The following is a 16,460-nucleotide window of genomic DNA, read 5'->3' on the forward strand; positions in this document are numbered from 1 at the left end:
ACATTCAAACTGATTTGCGAATCCCAGATTCCGCTAAATCACAGCATGCTCTAGAGGCCGGTATCTCGGTGACATGAGAAAGGACGCTGTAACACATTGGATTGCTGCATCATTTTATTCTTAAATCGACTCCGATTTAAGGTATGGGTTGAGATAGCAGCCGGCAACGGTTATTTGGTGCCGACCTGCAAGCGGACTCTCCGCGAACGACAAGGCGCATAGCTCCTATGATCCCCGATTTCCTCGTCACCCATTCCGGTGGCTTTCATGCCGACGAATTGCTGTCGAGCGTCATCCTGACCCGGCTTTTCCCGCAGGCGCGAATTGTCCGCAGCCGTGCGCCGGAGTGGATCACGCCGGGCGAAGACCGGATCATTTATGATGTCGGCGGAGCCTATGATCCTGCTGCCGGGATATTCGATCACCACCAGCGCGCCGCGCCGCTACGCGACGATGGCCAGCCCTACAGCTCGTTCGGCCTGATCTGGAAGCATTACGGCCGTGATTATCTGGCAGCCTCCAGCCTTCCCGAAGCACATGTGGAAGCGATGCATGGCTCTTTCGACGCCAGCTTCGTGCTGCCGATCGATCTGACCGACAATGGCGCGTTTAGCCCGTCGGGGCCGCTGGCCGGGCTGACACTGCCGGCGCTGCTGGAGACCCTGAAACCGGTTTTCGACGAGACGGCCCCTGACGCCGACGATCGCGCCTTCCACGCGGCCCTTGCCATTGCCCGCAGTTTCGTCGAGGCCAGGATTGCCCAGAGTGCTGCAAAATTGCGGGCCGAGGCGATCGTGCAGCGGGCAATCGAGGCTGCGGGGCAGGGGCGTGTTCTGGAATTGCCGAGGGGAATGCCCTTCCGTCCCGCCATCGTCAAGGCGGGCGCCGATCACCTGCTGTTCGTCGTCCACCCGCGCGAAAAGGACTGGTGCGTGACCGGCATCCGCCGCGCCGAGGACGGGTTCGAGCTCCGAGCCGACCTGCCGGCAGCCTGGGCCGGTCTCGCCAATGGTGAGCTGGAGGCGGCTTGTGGAGTAGAGGGCGCGAGCTTCTGCCACAACGGCCGCTTTATCGCCGCCGCCAGGACCCGCGAGGCCGCTCTCGCCATGGCCGAGTTGGCGGTAGAAGAGGCGCTTTCGATCGGGACGTAGTCAAATGGCGGCAGCTGGGGTGGCGCGAGACCAGCATCATATCCAGCCCCGGCGGCAGGTCGCTGATCCTGTTACCGCCCTCCGGACGTTCGCCCAGCCTTTCCGTGACGAAGGCGGTTTGCCCGTCTTCGCTATCCGGCCTGCAATGTTGCCATCTTGGCGCCGAAGCCGATGAAGACCACGCCTGTCGCGGCTTTCAACCAGCGCTGGAAGCGCTGGTTGCGCGCAGCTCTGGCGAGCCTCGCAAAGAGCATGACCATCGAGCCGAACCAGATGACGTTGAGGCTGGCATGGACGGTGACCAGAAGGAAAGCCTCGCCGATCGCGGCCCGGCCATTGGCATCGTGGTGGATGAACTGCGGGAAGACCGCGAGGTAGAACATCGACACCTTCGGGTTCAGGGCGTTGGTGAGGAAACCCTCGAGGAAGGCGCGGGGGAGGTGCCTTACCTTACGGGAAGGGGTCACTGACGTTACGGCAGCATAACCGCGCCAGGCGCCGACCAGCGCCTTGATGCCGATCCAGCAGAGATAGGCGGCGCCAACCATCTTGACGACGAGGAAGGCCTGCGCCGACTGCGCCAGCAGCAGGGAGATGCCGCAGATCGACAGGGTGCCGTGCACATAGAAGGCGGCGACGAAGCCGGCAATATTGGCGAAACCGGCGCCACGCCCCGAGGCCGGCACCGTCTTGGCGATGAGGACGCCGTTGGGGCCGGGGGAAATGATCAGCAGCGCGGTGACGAAAGCAAAAGACAGAATTTCAGCAATCGACATTGCGCGCCTTTCCTGGGGCTGGTTTCGACTGTGGGGGCTTCAAGCAAGTATGTCGTCGCCGATACCGGCGTCAATATCCAATTCTCTGGGGTGACGGACCCTCCCGAGACTGGAACAGGCCCGGCCTGCGTCCAAATTGTGGAACCGATTGACTTGCACCCACGAACGACTAATCTTCATGATATCGCGACACCATTCGCGGGAGAGAGACGGCGGATGGTGCGAGTGGGTGGGAACCCTTCAGGAGGAAGAGGTTTGCCGTGGATTACCGTATTGTACTGCTGATCGGTGCTGCCGTGATTGCCCTTTGTCCTGGTAACGCCGGGGCTCAGGAGGGCGATCCGACGGCGGGTGCTGTCGTTTTCAAGAAATGCGCCACCTGTCATATCGTCGATTCCGATACGAACAAGGTCGGCCCGTCGCTGAACGGGTTGTTCGGCCGCAAGGCCGGAACGCATCCTAATTTTGCCTATTCGGCCGGTATGAAGGCGGCTGGCGAGGGTGGTCTTGTCTGGGACGAGACGGTGCTGCGCGATTATTTGCACAATCCGAAGGCGAAGGTGAAGGGCACGAAGATGGCCTTCGTCGGCGTGAAGGACGACCAGGAGATCACCGATCTCATCGCCTATCTGAAACAATATTCCAAATGATGGGCAATATTCCAACTGCGGGCATTACTTCAAATGACGGGTCGCGGCCGGTGGCGCGTGCCTAAATTGCGGTAATTGCCGATATTTTCTATCTGTGCGATAATAAAGACGGACTTTTTACGGAATGCGGTTTCACGGGTCACTGCTCGAGGAGGAGCGGACATGGCTGTCGTGCTGATCCTCGTCCTGATTGTCGTCGGCTCGGTGCTGTTCCATGTGCTGAGCCCGTGGTGGTGGACGCCGATCGCGTCCAACTGGACCTATATCGACAGCACCCTCGTCATCACCTTCTGGATCACCGGCATTGTCTTCGTGGCGGTGGTTTCGTTCATGGCCTATTGCGTCTTCCGCTTCCGGCACAAGCCAGGCAACCGGGCGCATTATGAGCCCGAGAACCGCAGGCTGGAATTGCTGCTGGGAGGGGGAACGGCGGTCGGCGTCGCGGCGATGCTGGCGCCTGGCCTGATCGTGTGGAACCAGTTCATCACGGTGCCTGCCGATGCCGCATCGGTCGAGGTCGTCAGCCAACAATGGCTGTGGAGCTTCCGGCTGCCCGGAGCCGACGGAAAGCTCGGCCGGGCCGAGACGCGCGACGTCACCCCCGAAAATCCGCTCGGCCTCGACAAGAATGATGCAAGCGGCCTTGACGACGTCATCATCGAAGGCGGCGAGCTGCATCTGCCGATCGGCAAGCCGGTCCACATATTGCTGCGCTCCGTCGATGTGCTCCACGATTTCTACGTGCCTGAGTTTCGCGCCAAGATGGACATGATCCCCGGCATGATCACCTATTTCTGGTTCACGCCGACGCGCACGGGGACCTTCGAGATCCTCTGCGCCGAACTCTGCGGCGTCGGCCATCCGCAAATGCGCGGCACCGTCGTCGTCGATAACGACGCGGACTACCAGACCTGGCTCGGGCAGCAGCAGACATTCACCCAGTTGACGGCATCATCGGGAGAGCTGCCGCCGGCAAACTGAACCGGCCGGAGGCCGCGTACCGGTTCAAGGAACCGGAGAAGCAGTTGCAGACCGCTTGGGAAAGGGAAGAGAGATCATGGTCGAGATTCCATCCGGCAGCATCCCATCCGCCGAAGTCGAGGATGTCGAGCTTTATCACCCGCACAGCTGGTGGACCAAATATGTGTTCAGCCAGGACGCCAAGATCATCGCCGTGCAATATTCGATCACGGCCATCTCGATCGGCCTGGTGGCGCTGGTGCTCTCCTGGCTGATGCGGATTCAGCTCGCCTTTCCCGGCGCTCTCTCCTTCATCGATGCCGATCACTATTACCAGTTCATCACCATGCACGGCATGATCATGGTGATCTATCTGCTGACCGCGCTCTTCCTCGGCGGCTTCGGCAATTACCTCATTCCGCTGATGGTCGGCGCCCGCGACATGGTGTTTCCCTATGCGAATATGCTGAGCTACTGGATCTATCTGCTTGCGGTGCTGATCCTGGTCGCCGGCTTCTTCGCCCCCGGCGGCCCGACAGGGGCCGGCTGGACGCTCTATCCGCCGCAATCGGTTCTATCAGGTACACCCGGCGGCAAGGACTGGGGCATCCTCTTGATGCTCTCCTCGCTGATCGTCTTCATCATCGGCTTTACCATGGGCGGGCTGAACTATGTGGTGACGGTGTTGCAGGGGCGGGCGCGCGGCATGACACTGATGCGGATGCCGCTCACCGTCTGGGGCATCTTCACTGCGACCGTGATGGCGCTGCTCGCCTTTCCCGCGCTCTTCGTCGCCTGCGTCATGATGCTCTTCGACCGCGTGCTCGGCACCAGCTTCTTCATGCCTGCCATCGTCGAGATGGGCACGCAGCTCCAGCATGGCGGCGGCAGCCCGATCCTCTTCCAGCACCTGTTCTGGTTCTTCGGGCATCCGGAGGTCTATATCGTGGCGCTGCCGGCCTTCGGCATCGTTTCGGACCTGATCAGCACCCATGCGCGCAAGAACATCTTCGGCTACCGCATGATGGTCTGGGCGATCGTCATCATCGGCGCGCTCAGCTTCGTCGTCTGGGCGCACCACATGTATGTCAGCGGCATGAACCCGGCCTTCGGCTTCTTCTTCGCCACCACGACGCTGATCATCGCTGTGCCCACGGCGATCAAGGTCTATAACTGGGTGCTGACGCTGTGGCGCGGCGACATCCACCTGACGCTGCCGATGCTCTTTGCGCTCGCCTTCATCGTCACTTTCGTCAATGGCGGGCTGACCGGCCTCTTCCTCGGCAATGTCGTCGTCGATGTGCCGCTATCGGATACGATGTTCGTCGTCGCGCATTTCCATATGGTCATGGGGGTGGCGCCGATCCTCGTCATCTTCGGGGCGATCTATCACTGGTATCCGAAGGTGACGGGACGCATGCTCGACGAGGTGCTCGGCCAGATCCATTTCTGGGTCACCTTCCTCGGCACCTATGCGATCTTCTTTCCGATGCATTATCTCGGCCTGCTCGGCGTGCCGCGCCGTTACTTCGAGATGGGAGAGACGGCTTTCGTTCCGCCTTCGGCCCACACGCTGAACATCTTCATCACCGTGATGGCGCTTGTTGTCGGAGCCGGGCAGATGGTCTTCCTGTTCAATCTGGTCTGGAGCCTTTTCCGGGGCAGGGAGTCCGGCGGCAATCCATGGAGGGCAACGACGCTCGAATGGCAGACGCCGCAGACGCCGCCGGCCCACGGCAACTGGGGCAAGGACCTGCCCGTCGTCTACCGCTGGGCCTATGACTACAGCGTGCCGGGGGCGGCTGAGGATTTCATCCCGCAGAATGTGCCGTCAAGCGACGGCGTCACCCGGGAGGTCCACGCATGAACGTCATCCTGGTCTTCCTTGCTGCAATCGGCGCCATCATCATCTGGTGGCTTTCCGGGCAGCGGCTGACCTCGAAGCCCTGGCTGGAAACCGGATCGGTGCAACTGCCGGATCATCACAGCGCTGACCGGCCGCCGGTGCCGGCGGTGAAGATCGGCCTCTTCGTGTTTCTCGGCGTCGTTGGCGCGCTCTTCAGCCTTGCCGTCAGCGCCTATTTCATGCGTGCGGCGTCCGCCGACTGGTGGGCGATGCCGGTTCCCCGGCTGCTCTGGGTGAACACCGCGGCACTTGCCTTGAGCAGTGCCTCGCTGCAATGGGCGAAACGAGAAGCGGGGCAGGGCCGCATGGAAAACCTGCGGCCGGCGCTTGCCGCCGCGTTTGTCCTTGCCGTCGCTTTTCTCGTCGGACAGGTCCAGGCATGGCGGGAGCTGGTGGCGGCCGGCTACGTGCTTGTCGACAATCCCGCCAACAGCTTCTTCTACATGCTGACCGGCCTGCACGGGCTGCATATCCTCGGCGGGCTTGCCGTGCTCGCGCACACGACGGTCAGGGCATTTTCAACTGATGTCGCGCCGGAGAGACTGCGCCTCAGCGTCGATCTTTCCGCCATCTATTCGCATTTCATGCTCGCTGTCTGGCTGTTGCTCTTCGCGCTTTTCGCCGGCTGGGCGAATGATTTCGTCGATCTCTGCCGCACACTACTGAACTAAGGGGTTTGCAGATGGCACAGACTATCGAGACACACGGCGAGCCAGGCCTCAGGCCGGCCGGTCTGCGCGGTGTCGCGTCCGATTTCAGCTCTGATCAGCGCGCCTTCAAGACCGCCTCCTGGGGCAAGGCGATGATGTGGATCTTTCTCTTGAGCGACACCTTCGTGTTCGGCTGTTTCCTGATCGCCTATATGACGGCCCGCATGTCGACGCCCGTTCCGTGGCCCAATCCGAGCGAGGTCTTCGCGCTGCATATCGGCGGTGAGGACGTTCCGCTGATCCTGATTGCGATCATGACTTTCGTGCTGATCTCGAGCAGCGGCACCATGGCGATGGCGGTGAATTTCGGCTATCGCCGCGACCGCCGCACGACCGCGATCCTGATGCTGCTGACGGCGCTTCTCGGCGCTTGCTTCGTCGGCATGCAGGCTTTCGAATGGACGAAGCTGATCACCGAAGGCGTGCGCCCCTGGGAGAACCCATGGGGGGCGGCACAATTCGGATCGACCTTCTTCATGATAACAGGCTTTCACGGCACCCACGTGACGATCGGCGTCATCTTCCTCATCATCGTCGCCCGCAAGGTCTGGCGGGGCGATTTCGACGTGGAACGGCGCGGCTTTTTCACCAGCCGGAAAGGCCGCTATGAGGCCGTCGAGATCATGGGCCTCTACTGGCACTTCGTCGACCTGGTCTGGGTCTTCATCTTCGCGTTTTTTTATCTGTGGTGAGGTCGTCATGAGCGAGACAACGGCGCATGCACAAGTGCAAACGGCGCATGTACAGGCACACACCGGACAGCAGCATCCGCTCCGGCTCTATTTTCTCGTCTGGGGCCTGCTCTTCGTGCTCAGCGCGGCGTCCTACATGGTCGATTATCTCGGCGTCCAGAGCTACTTGAGGTGGACGCTGATCCTCGTGTTCATGATGCTGAAGGCCGGGCTGATCGTCGCCGTCTTCATGCATATGGCCTGGGAACGGCTCGCGCTCGTCTACGCCATCCTGCTGCCGCCGCTGCTGGTGCTGGTTTTCGTGGCGCTGATGGTATCGGAAGCGGACTACACGATCTTCACCCGGCTGGCGTTTTTTGGGGCTGGGCCGTAGGGCAGCAATCGGGCGGTCTCCGTTAGCGTTCCGATCGTCCATTTACTCGACTGCTACATCTTCAACCTGTCGAAGATGGGTAGTTCCCCTTCTTCTCCCAGGATCGCAGCGCACGCCAGAGCACGGTGTTGTCTGCATAACCCAGGACACGCGCAACTTCGGACATCGGTGCGGCATGTCGGTCGCCGAGATAGTGGGCGGCGAGTGTCTGACGATGCTGGCGAACGAGATCGCGAAGCGACACGCCTTCCTCCGACAGCCGGCGCTGCAGGCTCCGCGGCGACATCTTCAGTTCGGCGGCAAGGGTTGCGACTGTGATCGGCTTGCGGCCGAGATAGATGCTGATCAGAGCCTGGACCTTTTCAGTGACGATATCGCCGGCCGCTGGCTCGTTGACCAGATCGCCGATATGCCGCTCCAGGATTTCGATCAGGCTTTTGTCTTCCGCACGGTGCACACGATCAGCCTCCGCCCTGTTCATGACCATCCGGTTGCCGGATTGGCCAAACAGGATGGGCGCGCCACAGATGCGTTCCAGCGCACTGGCGTCGCGCGGGGCGTGATGCTCGAGCTGGATTTCGATCGGCCGCCAGCCACGGCGGAAGCACGAACGGACGAGCTGACAGGAGGCGGCGATCGTGAATTCGCTGTCCTGCCGGCGCGGCCACATCGCTGGATCGACGATACGGTAGCTCCAGACAAAATCGCCATTCTCCTCGAACACGCCGGAACTGGTCGCGCCCTGGACCGCGTTCACATATTTCGACAGCCGTTCGAAAGCGCTGCGAATGGTCGGCGAGAGCGCAAAGAGCATTCCGATGGGGCCGATGTCGGCGGGCTTGAACCCGGTGCCCATGCGAGCTCCTAGTGCCGGTTCGCCGGTTATCGTCGCGGCCTCCTCGAACAGCGCGACATAACGCGCCATAGGCAGGACAGCGTAGGGATCTTCCAATTGCGAGCGCAGAATGCCGTGCGAAGCGAGAAGAAGGTCGGCTTTCCCGGATCTTTTATCGATTTGTTGCACCAGCGGGATCAAGACGGAGGCTCGAATAGAAGCAACTGCGGGCATGCGGCTGATCAAATGCGATGCAACTGCCATTTTCAGCGTCTCCGGTGACCGTCGTGGCGCGAATTATCGATTCATTGGCATAAACTGCAATTTCGGGGCCAGATCGCCGGGCTTACCTTCTTGGCAACAAACAAGCAAAGAGGGGTTCTCCATGACACTGGAAGCAAGCATGCCCGCACCATTATCGCCGGAGCGTCGTCTGGCCAGGAACTCGGTCGGCCTCGCCCACATCGTGTTCTTCGTCGTTGCCGCGGCCGCGCCGCTCACGGCCGTCGTCGGCGCCTCGCCGGCCGCCTTTGCCTTCGGCAATGGCGCAGGCGTCCCCGGCGCTTTCGTGCTTGCCGGCCTGCTCTACCTGCTCTTCTCGGTCGGCTTCACCGCCATGAGCCGGCATGTGGGCGGGGCAGGCGCTTTCTACACTTATATCACCCACGGCATCGGCAAGCCGGCGGGTGTGGGTGGCGCCTTCATGGCGCTGGTCACCTATAGCGCGGTTCAGATCGCCATCTACGGCCTGTTCGGTTTCTTCATGGCCAATGCCATAGCGCCGCTTGGGCTGGTCCTGCCCTGGTGGGGCTGGGCCTTCGCAGCACTCGTCGTCGTGCTGGTCTGCGGTCAGCGCAACATCGCCTTCTCAGGCGCGATCCTCGGCGTCTGCATGATTGCTGAAATCGCCATATTGCTGGTTCTGGATCTTGCCATCGTCTTTTCAGGCGGCGGACCGGAAGGCATCAGCTTCTCCTCCTTCATGCCATCGTCGGTCTTCGCGCCCGGCCTTGGTGCGGCGCTGGTCTTCGTTATCGGTTCGTTCATCGGCTTCGAAGCTACGGCCATTTTCGGCGAGGAAGCTGAAGATCCGGAAAAGACCATTCCCCGTGCCACCTATGTCGCTGTGCTGCTCATCACACTCTTCTATGCCTTCTCCACCTGGGCAATCGTGCAATTCTACGGTCCGGGCAAGGTGCAGGCCACTGCTGCTGCCGGCCTCGACAGCTTCTACTTCGCCGCCGCCAATTCCGTGCTCGGCGCGTGGTCGAGCCAGGTGATGAACGTGCTGCTGATCACCAGCCTGTTTGCCTGCATCCTGTCCTTCCACAATACGCTCAACCGCTATTTCTTCGCCCTGGGCCGTGAAGGCCTGGCCGCACAGGTGCTCGGCAAGGTGCACGCCAAGCATGGCTCACCCTATGCTGCAGGTCTGCTGCAAAGTCTGATCGCGGCCGTCATCCTTGGCCTGTTCGTGATTTTTGGTGCCGATCCTTACACCGTTGTGTTCTCGTTGATGGCAGCGCTCGCAGGTATCGGTATCCTGCTGGTGCAGGTGCTGGTCTCCGTCGCGATCGTCATGTTCTTCCGCAAGACGCCGAACAGATATAGCGCCTGGACCACGATGATCGCGCCGGCGCTGGCGCTCCTCGGCCTCGTTGGTTCGCTGGTGCTGGTCAGCTCCAATCTTTCACTCCTTTCCGGCAGCGAAAGCCCGATCGTCAAGGCTTTCCCCTATGCCATGGTGCTGGTGGGCATTCTTGGCGCGCTGTTTGCGATCCAGGTCAAGAGATCCAAGCCCGCTCTCTACGCCTCCCTTGGAAAGGTCTTCGAATGAGTGCCGTTGTCGAACTTGCACCCGTCGATTGCCTTCTCGTTCTCGCGGTCGCGATCCTTGCCGGCGCAACACTGCTGGTTGCCGTTGAAGCGCACGCCTTCTGCTCAGTGTTCTGCATTCATCGAGGCACGATGATGATCGAGACGCAGATCTGCTCCGGTCGATCCTGATCACCGCAGCTAGCGACGCGCCATGGTGCGTCGTCTCTTCCGAAACCAAGAGGCCCAAAACCAAAGAGGTATATCCATGGACGCCGTTGTCGCAGTCACCCATCCGCTCGATCCTCTGAGCCTCGACGAGATCGCTTCTGCCGTTGCCATACTCAAGGATACGCAGACACTCGCACCCACCTTCCGCTTTCCGATAACCCGGCTGGAGGAGCCGACCAAGGCGGATCTTGCCGCTCATCGCTTGGGCGACAGGCTGCCGCGCCTCGCCTTCATCCTGGCGATGGATATCAGCAATGGCGAAACCTTCGAGGGCATCGTAGACCTGACTGCCGGCACGGTGTCCTCCTATATCCGGCTGCCTCTTGATGAACTGCCTTATGGCCAGCCGCCGGTCATGCTGTGCGAGTTCGAAACCGTTGAAGGCACCGTCAAATCCGATCCGCGCTGGATCGCTGCCGTCAAGAAGCGCGGCATTACCGACGAGGATATTCCGCTTATCCAGATCGATCCTTTTTCCTCGGGCTATTTTGGCCGCGAATTCGAGAAGGGAAAGCGCATCGTCCGCGCCGTATCCTATTGGCGCGAGGATATCCGTGACAACGGCTACGCACATCCGATCGAGGGCGTGGTGGCGGTGGTTGATCTGATCACCAACCGAGTGGTCGATCTTGTCGACGATGAGAAGATCATTCCGATTCCGAGGAAGAAGCGCAATTATGGCCGCGAAACCTTCCCGGAACCGCGGTCCGATCTCACGCCGCTGCATATCGTTCAGCCGCAAGGGCCGAGCTTTACTGTCGACGGCTGGAAAGTCGAATGGCAGAACTGGAGTTTCCGTGTCGGTTTCACCCCGCGCGAGGGCCTCGTTCTGCATGAACTCGGCATCAGGGATCAGGGGAGGCTGAGGCCCGTCGTCTTTCGCGCCAGTGTCACCGAAATGGTCGTGCCCTATGCGGATCCGACCGCGAACCACTATTGGAAGAGCGCCTTCGATGCCGGCGAATATGGTCTCGGACGCCTGGCCAACTGCCTCGAACTCGGCTGCGACTGCCTCGGCCATATTCACTATTTCGACGTGCCGGCGGCGGACGATTTCGGCCAGCCTTTCATGATGAAGAATGCCATCTGCATGCATGAGGAGGATTACGGTATCCTCTGGAAGCATTACGAATTCCGCAACGGTGTTTTCGAAGTGCGCCGTTCGCGCCGCCTCGTCATCTCCTTCTTCGCAACCGTCGGCAATTATGATTACGGCTTCTACTGGTATCTCTACCAGGACGGCACGATCCAGCTCGAAGCCAAGCTCACCGGCATCATCCAGACGGCGGCGGTCGCGACCGGCGAAACCTATCCATGGGGCGGCATGGTCGATGACAATCTCGGCGGTCCGACCCACCAGCATTTCTTCAATGCGCGCCTGCACATGGATGTCGACGGCGGCGACAATACGGTAACCGAGCATGAGTTCGTGCCGCGTCCCTGGGGTGAAGACAATCCCTATGGCAATGTCTTCGATACCAGGACGCGTGTACTGAAACGCGAACTTGATTCCCCGGCACTCGCCAATGGCGAGACCGGCCGTTACTGGAAAGTCTCCAACACCAACATAAAGAACAGCGTCGGCAAGGCGCCGGGCTACAAGATTGTCGTCATGCCGTCTCCGGTCATGCTTGCCCAGCCGGATTCGACCGTTGCCCAGCGCGGCGGCTTCGCCAAGAAACACATCTGGGTCACGGCCTTCGATGCCAGGGAAAAATATGCGAGCGGCGATTATCCGAACGTGCATGCCGGCGGCGACGGCCTGCCGGGTTATGTCCAGCAGAACCGCGAAATCGAGAATGCCGATGTCGTGCTCTGGCATTCCTTCGGCCATACCCATGTCTGCAAGCCCGAGGATTTTCCGATCATGCCCGTGGAATATGCCGGCTTCACGCTGAAACCGAACGGCTTCTTCGCATCCAACATCGCCATGGACCTGCCGCCGGAAGGAAACAGCCAGAGCGTCGACAATCGCCTGCAGCGTTCGCTCGATGACACCGGAAACGGTTCCTGCTGCCACATGTAGCTGCAATGCTACGGCTGTTCCCTTTTAAATAGCTTTTTGGTAGTCCGACGGATTGTAAGAAAGGCAGGGAACAGAATGCAGTGGCTTCTCCAGCAGTTCGAAGATACCAACAAGCTGGCCGAGGCGCTCGACCAGCTCGGAATCTCCTACACATGGCACAAGGTCGTACCGTTCGTCGGCGAGCTCATCCCTGAGCCGGTCGTCGCTGATCCGGGTTCGGTGGTCATGTTTGGCTCCTACACGCTGTGGAAGAACGCCGAGGCGAACGGTTACCGGCCGGGTGTCTTCAAGCTGCGTCCTTTCGTTCACGAACAGGTGTGGCATCCTTACCTTCTCAACGGCGCTGATGCGCTGTTCCTGACACTCCGGGATGTCCCTCAGTGTCTGGCGGATGACGGAAGGGACTGGTTCCTGCGCCCGGTCGACGACAGCAAGGAGGAGCCCGGAAATGTCAAATCGACCGGCGAGATCATCCGTATGGCGGAAATGGTACTGGCGCTCGACGAAGATGAAATCCCGAACGGATCGCTTCGCCACGACACGCTGCTGATGCTGACCGAGCCTGTCCGCATCAGCAGCGAATGGCGTCTCTGGGTGGTCGACGGCCAGATCGTCACCTATTCGCTCTACAAAGACGGATCGCGTGTCGTCCACCGCCACGAGATCGATGGTGATGCGCTGGATTTCGGGCAGCGCATGGTTGATATCAACCCCGGCTACTCCCAAGCCTATGTCATTGATATCTGTCGGACCGAGGAGGGGCTGAAGCTGCTCGAGACGAACTGTCTCAACGCTGCCGGGTTCTACGCCGCAGATCTCGTGAAGTTGGCGAGGGCGATCGACGGCCTGGCCCGCGATTGACGTCTTCCGGTGAGGCGAGGGCGCCGGAGGCTCCGTATGGCTGGGGTCTTGTTGTTTCATCACACACAGGGGCTGACCCAAGGGTGCGCGCGCGTTCGCCGCGAAGCCTCACACGGCAGGTCGAGAGAGCGTCAGCTCTGCCGGGCTGCTGCGATGAAATCGGCCGACTGGCAGATCAGCGCATCTCCCATGAAGGCCATGTTGGCGAATGAGCGCTCGGCGGCCTCGGCATGCCCGGCGCCGCAGGCGTCGCTGATGACGAGCGGCACGAGCCCGAGGTCGGCACCGTGGCGAACCGTCGGCTCGATGCCGATTTCGGTGGCGACGCCGCAAATGGCGAAGCTGGTCAGACCCAGATCGCGCAGAATGATCGACAAAGGCGTGCCTTCGAAAGCCGAAAAGGTAATCTTGTCGATCACCGCCTCGTCGTAGCGCGGCTGAAGTTCAGGCACGATCTCGAAGCCTTCGCTTCCTCTGAGAAACCAGGGCTTGATGGCGGCCGGATCGTCGATCCTTTGCCAGGCCATGGCCTGACGGCGCTGGAAGGCGCCCATCAGAGCGAGCGGCATCGACATGTGCCGCATGAAGATGACGGGAAAGTTCGATGCCCGCGCGGCGGTCAGAATCGACAGGACGCGGGCGGTGATGCCGGCGCCGTCAGGCATTTGCCGCATGATGCCGATCTGCATGTCATAGACGACGAGAGCCATTTGATCCGGCCGGCAGAAATCGCCGATCGTCTTGCCGGGGTGTTTGATGGAATGCATGCGCGGCCTCCTCTTTTCCTGCTTATGTAGAGGCGATGAATTGCGTCCGGCAAGCAGAAGGTGACAGTTTCCGGGGCGAGGTGGATATTGTCGGCGACGAACTGCCTGCCGGGCTAGTCTGCCGGGTTCTCGTTCGCTCTGAGCGGCTGCGAATACGCGACCGTCCAGGCTGAAGGGGAAGCCGATGTGACATCTTGACTCGCTCCGGCGCTGTGTCAGGCTTCAGATATGAGTATGCCTCGAGTTCGCATGCTCTCGATACCCCTCTATGTCACCTCGGGGATTTCAGCCATGGATAACGCTCAAGGCAAGAAAGTGATCTTGGAATTCTTGCGCCGGCACACCCTGGCGGTGATCGCGACATCGCATGCGGACGGCAAGCCTGAAGCTGCGGTCATTGACTTTTCGGTGCGTGACAACCTCGAAATCGTGTTCGATACCTTCGAACAGACGCGCAAGTTCGAAAACCTGTCGGATAGAGGCAGCGTCGCACTTGTCGTCGGCTGGGACAAGAACATCACGGTGCAATATGAGGGCGATGCCATGAAGGTTTCCGCCTCCGACGTGCAGGAATACCAGAAAGCGCACCTTGAAAGCGTTCCAGTCGAGAGAGAGTTTGTCGAGAAGGGCGCCGTGTTGTTTAAGGTCGTTCCTCGGTGGATACGATATTCCGATTTCACCAAAGACCCTGTCGAACGTTTAGAGCTCCGCTTTTAGGTGCCACGCGAGCGTGCACTGAATCTCTACCCCAACCTTCCTCAGAAAAGCATATCTTCTGTTGCCGATCGATCGCCCGGCGGCTATGTTGCCGATGTCGGAAAAGGCATGACTTGGTGTGGTTGGCCCAAGTCCTTTCGGAAACGAAAGCTCTGTTCCTTGCCTCGTGCATGAGTTCTCCACGACGAACACGGACGCTGCTCAAGCGTCCCACTGTTCGTCCGTGTGGTTCTCGAAACGACGAACTGCTCCGGTCGAACGACCATAAAGGAGTAGTTCATGCCCGATTTTCCCATGATTCATGATGTTGTGATTGCTGGTGCCGGCCCTGTCGGTCTGTTTCTCGCCTGCGAACTGCAGCTGGCCGGCCTCTCGGTGCTGGTGCTGGAGCAGGCCGAGGACCCGCATTCGCCGTTGAAACGGCTGCCGTTCGGCATGCGCGGCCTTTCCGCGCCGACCATCGAAGCCTTCTACCGTCGCGGGTTGCTGGATGACATCACAGCGCCGCAACGCGAAAAAGATCAATCGACTTCAGCGCATTGGATGCAACAGTCACGCCGCCCGGGCGGCCATTTCGCCGGCATTCAGTTCTTCCACGACACCATCGACACAGCGAAGTGGCCGTATCGCCTGCCAGGTCCGGCGGGCACCAGCATGGCGGTCGAGATGGAGCACCTTGAATCCATCCTGGCCGCGCGCGCAAGCGCGATGGGTGTGGAGATCCGGCGCGGGCTCGGCGTCGACGGTTTCGACCAGTCGGATGAAGGGGTGACCGTTCGCGCCGGTGGCGAGAGCTTTCGCGGACGATGGCTCGTCGGTTGTGACGGCGGGCGCAGCATGGTGCGCAGGGCAGGCGGCTTTGAATTCGTTGGCACCGATCCCGAATTCACCGGTTATTCCGTTCAAGTCGAGATGGCCGATTCGGAGAAGCTCGCCCCGGGCCGCCATTATACGCCAACAGGCATGTATACCTATCAAAAGCCCGGCACGATCGCGATGGTCGATTTCGACGGCGGCGCGTTTCACCGGACGCAGCCGATCACGGCGGAGCATGTGCAGCAGGTGTTGCGGCATATCTCCGGCACCGATGTCACGGTGACGGGCCTCGAGCTTGCCACCACCTGGACGGATCGCGCCTATCAGGCGACGGCTTACCGCAAGGGCAGGGTGCTGCTTGCGGGTGATGCTGCGCACATCCATTCGCCCCTCGGGGGCCAGGGGCTTAACCTCGGACTTGGCGATGCGATGAATCTTGGATGGAAGCTTGCGGCGACGATCCGCGGCGATGCGCCGGATGGTCTGCTCGACAGCTATATCTGCGAACGGCATCCAGTGGGAGCTGAGATTCTCGACTGGTCGCGCGCCCAGGTCGCGCTGATGCGGCCAAGCCGGAGCTCGCGCGCGCTCGAAGCCATCATCCGCGATCTGATCGACACGCGCGACGGCGCGACATACTTCGCCGAGCGCGTCTGGGGGGTGTCCCTCCGCTACGATCTTGGCGGCAGTCACCCGCTGGTCGGCCGCAGCGCTCCCGATTTCGAGCTGGCCGACGGCACGAAGCTCGCCGATCACCTCAGGGAGGGCAAAGGCCTGCTTTTGGACTTTGACGCCGGTGCGCCGCTGCAAGCACTGGCAGGCCGCTGCAATGGGATCACCTATGTCGCAGGCGATGCGAGGGATCGGCTGGGGCTGAGCGCGCTGCTCGTGCGCCCCGACGGCTTCGCGGCGTGGGTTGGTGGGGCTGTGCCTGACAATGAGGAAGCCGCGCAGGCCGCATCGCGGTGGTTCGGCAAAGCCCAAAACTATGCCGCCGGCGGCGGCGACCATTTTCCCCGCCATTGAGGTTTGGAAGGACGTTTCTAAGAAGCTCCAACTTTTCCAGAAAATTCGAAAAACCAGAAGCGAAACACGTCTCCAAAATTCCAGGGAATTTGTTGCTTTCTTAGAAACGTCTTTGCCACTCTTAAGAGCTTGAATCACAATGTCTTTT

16 protein-coding genes are annotated in these 16,460 nt (G+C 60.7%); 13 read left to right on the plus strand and 3 right to left on the minus strand.

The window, feature by feature from the left end; translation table 11 throughout:
• The first annotated feature begins 227 nt into the window (after nucleotides 1-227).
• Nucleotides 228-1,151 carry an MYG1 family protein gene (locus C3Y91_RS29710; protein ID WP_024322459.1) on the plus strand — a complete coding sequence of 308 codons (924 nt, stop codon included), beginning with the start codon at nucleotides 228-230 and terminating at the stop codon, nucleotides 1,149-1,151.
• A 131-nt stretch (nucleotides 1,152-1,282) separates the two neighbouring features.
• Here the strand turns inward: C3Y91_RS29710 and C3Y91_RS29715 are convergent, their stop codons facing one another.
• Complete coding sequence (locus tag C3Y91_RS29715) at nucleotides 1,283-1,927, minus strand: LysE family translocator (RefSeq protein ID WP_130655824.1); 645 nt, start codon at nucleotides 1,925-1,927, stop codon at nucleotides 1,283-1,285.
• A gap of 260 nt (nucleotides 1,928-2,187) precedes the next feature.
• Here C3Y91_RS29715 and C3Y91_RS29720 point away from each other — a divergent pair, with 260 nt between their 5' ends.
• The 6 genes from C3Y91_RS29720 (at nucleotide 2,188) to C3Y91_RS29745 (ending at nucleotide 7,218) form a co-directional block, all read left to right on the plus strand.
• Nucleotides 2,188-2,577: a c-type cytochrome gene (locus tag C3Y91_RS29720; protein ID WP_018074371.1), complete on the plus strand. Its 390-nt coding sequence runs from the start codon at nucleotides 2,188-2,190 to the stop codon at nucleotides 2,575-2,577.
• A 162-nt stretch (nucleotides 2,578-2,739) separates the two neighbouring features.
• Entirely contained in the window at nucleotides 2,740-3,558 is an 819-nt protein-coding gene (locus C3Y91_RS29725) for a cytochrome c oxidase subunit II (RefSeq protein ID WP_018074372.1), read from the plus strand.
• Nucleotides 3,559-3,634: 76 nt separating this feature from the next.
• Nucleotides 3,635-5,404: a cytochrome c oxidase subunit I gene (gene ctaD, locus C3Y91_RS29730; protein ID WP_018074373.1), complete on the plus strand. Its 1,770-nt coding sequence runs from the start codon at nucleotides 3,635-3,637 to the stop codon at nucleotides 5,402-5,404.
• Nucleotides 5,401-6,114, plus strand: coding sequence for a cytochrome c oxidase subunit 3 (locus C3Y91_RS29735; protein WP_018074374.1), 714 nt, complete (start codon nucleotides 5,401-5,403; stop codon nucleotides 6,112-6,114). The genes ctaD and C3Y91_RS29735 overlap by 4 nt, the downstream gene beginning before the upstream one ends.
• An 11-nt stretch (nucleotides 6,115-6,125) precedes the next feature.
• Nucleotides 6,126-6,845: a heme-copper oxidase subunit III family protein gene (locus C3Y91_RS29740; protein WP_018074375.1), complete on the plus strand. Its 720-nt coding sequence runs from the start codon at nucleotides 6,126-6,128 to the stop codon at nucleotides 6,843-6,845.
• A 7-nt stretch (nucleotides 6,846-6,852) separates the two neighbouring features.
• Nucleotides 6,853-7,218, plus strand: coding sequence for a cytochrome C oxidase subunit IV family protein (locus C3Y91_RS29745; protein WP_018074376.1), 366 nt, complete (start codon nucleotides 6,853-6,855; stop codon nucleotides 7,216-7,218).
• A 61-nt stretch (nucleotides 7,219-7,279) separates the two neighbouring features.
• On the opposite strand, the gene C3Y91_RS29750 is transcribed toward C3Y91_RS29745, so the two are convergent.
• Nucleotides 7,280-8,317, minus strand: coding sequence for an AraC family transcriptional regulator (locus C3Y91_RS29750; protein WP_024322458.1), 1,038 nt, complete (start codon nucleotides 8,315-8,317; stop codon nucleotides 7,280-7,282).
• Between the two features lie 121 nt (nucleotides 8,318-8,438).
• On the opposite strand from C3Y91_RS29750, the gene C3Y91_RS29755 reads away from it, so the two are divergent.
• The 4 genes from C3Y91_RS29755 (at nucleotide 8,439) to C3Y91_RS29770 (ending at nucleotide 12,986) form a co-directional block, all read left to right on the plus strand.
• A complete protein-coding gene (locus C3Y91_RS29755) occupies nucleotides 8,439-9,890 on the plus strand; it encodes an APC family permease (RefSeq protein ID WP_168576131.1) in 1,452 nt (483 codons plus the stop codon).
• Nucleotides 9,887-10,060, plus strand: a complete 174-nt coding sequence (locus C3Y91_RS29760) for a hypothetical protein (RefSeq protein ID WP_165410329.1) — start codon at nucleotides 9,887-9,889, stop codon at nucleotides 10,058-10,060. Before C3Y91_RS29755 ends, C3Y91_RS29760 begins: the two co-directional genes overlap by 4 nt.
• A 76-nt stretch (nucleotides 10,061-10,136) precedes the next feature.
• The gene (locus tag C3Y91_RS29765; RefSeq protein ID WP_168576132.1) at nucleotides 10,137-12,125 is read left to right on the plus strand and encodes a primary-amine oxidase; all 1,989 of its coding nucleotides are present in this window, start codon (nucleotides 10,137-10,139) and stop codon (nucleotides 12,123-12,125) included.
• A 75-nt stretch (nucleotides 12,126-12,200) separates the two neighbouring features.
• Complete coding sequence (locus tag C3Y91_RS29770) at nucleotides 12,201-12,986, plus strand: ATP-grasp domain-containing protein (RefSeq protein ID WP_075224006.1); 786 nt, start codon at nucleotides 12,201-12,203, stop codon at nucleotides 12,984-12,986.
• A gap of 131 nt (nucleotides 12,987-13,117) precedes the next feature.
• Here the strand turns inward: C3Y91_RS29770 and C3Y91_RS29775 are convergent, their stop codons facing one another.
• On the minus strand, nucleotides 13,118-13,753 hold the full coding sequence (locus C3Y91_RS29775) for a cysteine hydrolase family protein (protein ID WP_018074382.1): 636 nt from the start codon (nucleotides 13,751-13,753) through the stop codon (nucleotides 13,118-13,120).
• A gap of 291 nt (nucleotides 13,754-14,044) precedes the next feature.
• On the opposite strand from C3Y91_RS29775, the gene C3Y91_RS29780 reads away from it, so the two are divergent.
• Both C3Y91_RS29780 and C3Y91_RS29785 read left to right on the plus strand, forming a co-directional pair.
• Nucleotides 14,045-14,470, plus strand: a complete 426-nt coding sequence (locus tag C3Y91_RS29780; protein WP_018485746.1) for a pyridoxamine 5'-phosphate oxidase family protein — start codon at nucleotides 14,045-14,047, stop codon at nucleotides 14,468-14,470.
• Nucleotides 14,471-14,749: 279 nt separating this feature from the next.
• Nucleotides 14,750-16,312, plus strand: a complete 1,563-nt coding sequence (locus tag C3Y91_RS29785) for an FAD-dependent monooxygenase (protein ID WP_168576133.1) — start codon at nucleotides 14,750-14,752, stop codon at nucleotides 16,310-16,312.
• The last annotated feature ends 148 nt before the right edge of the window (nucleotides 16,313-16,460 follow it).

Source organism: Rhizobium ruizarguesonis (assembly GCF_012349115.1).
In the GTDB taxonomy this organism is placed as follows: Bacteria; Pseudomonadota; Alphaproteobacteria; order Rhizobiales; family Rhizobiaceae; genus Rhizobium; species Rhizobium ruizarguesonis.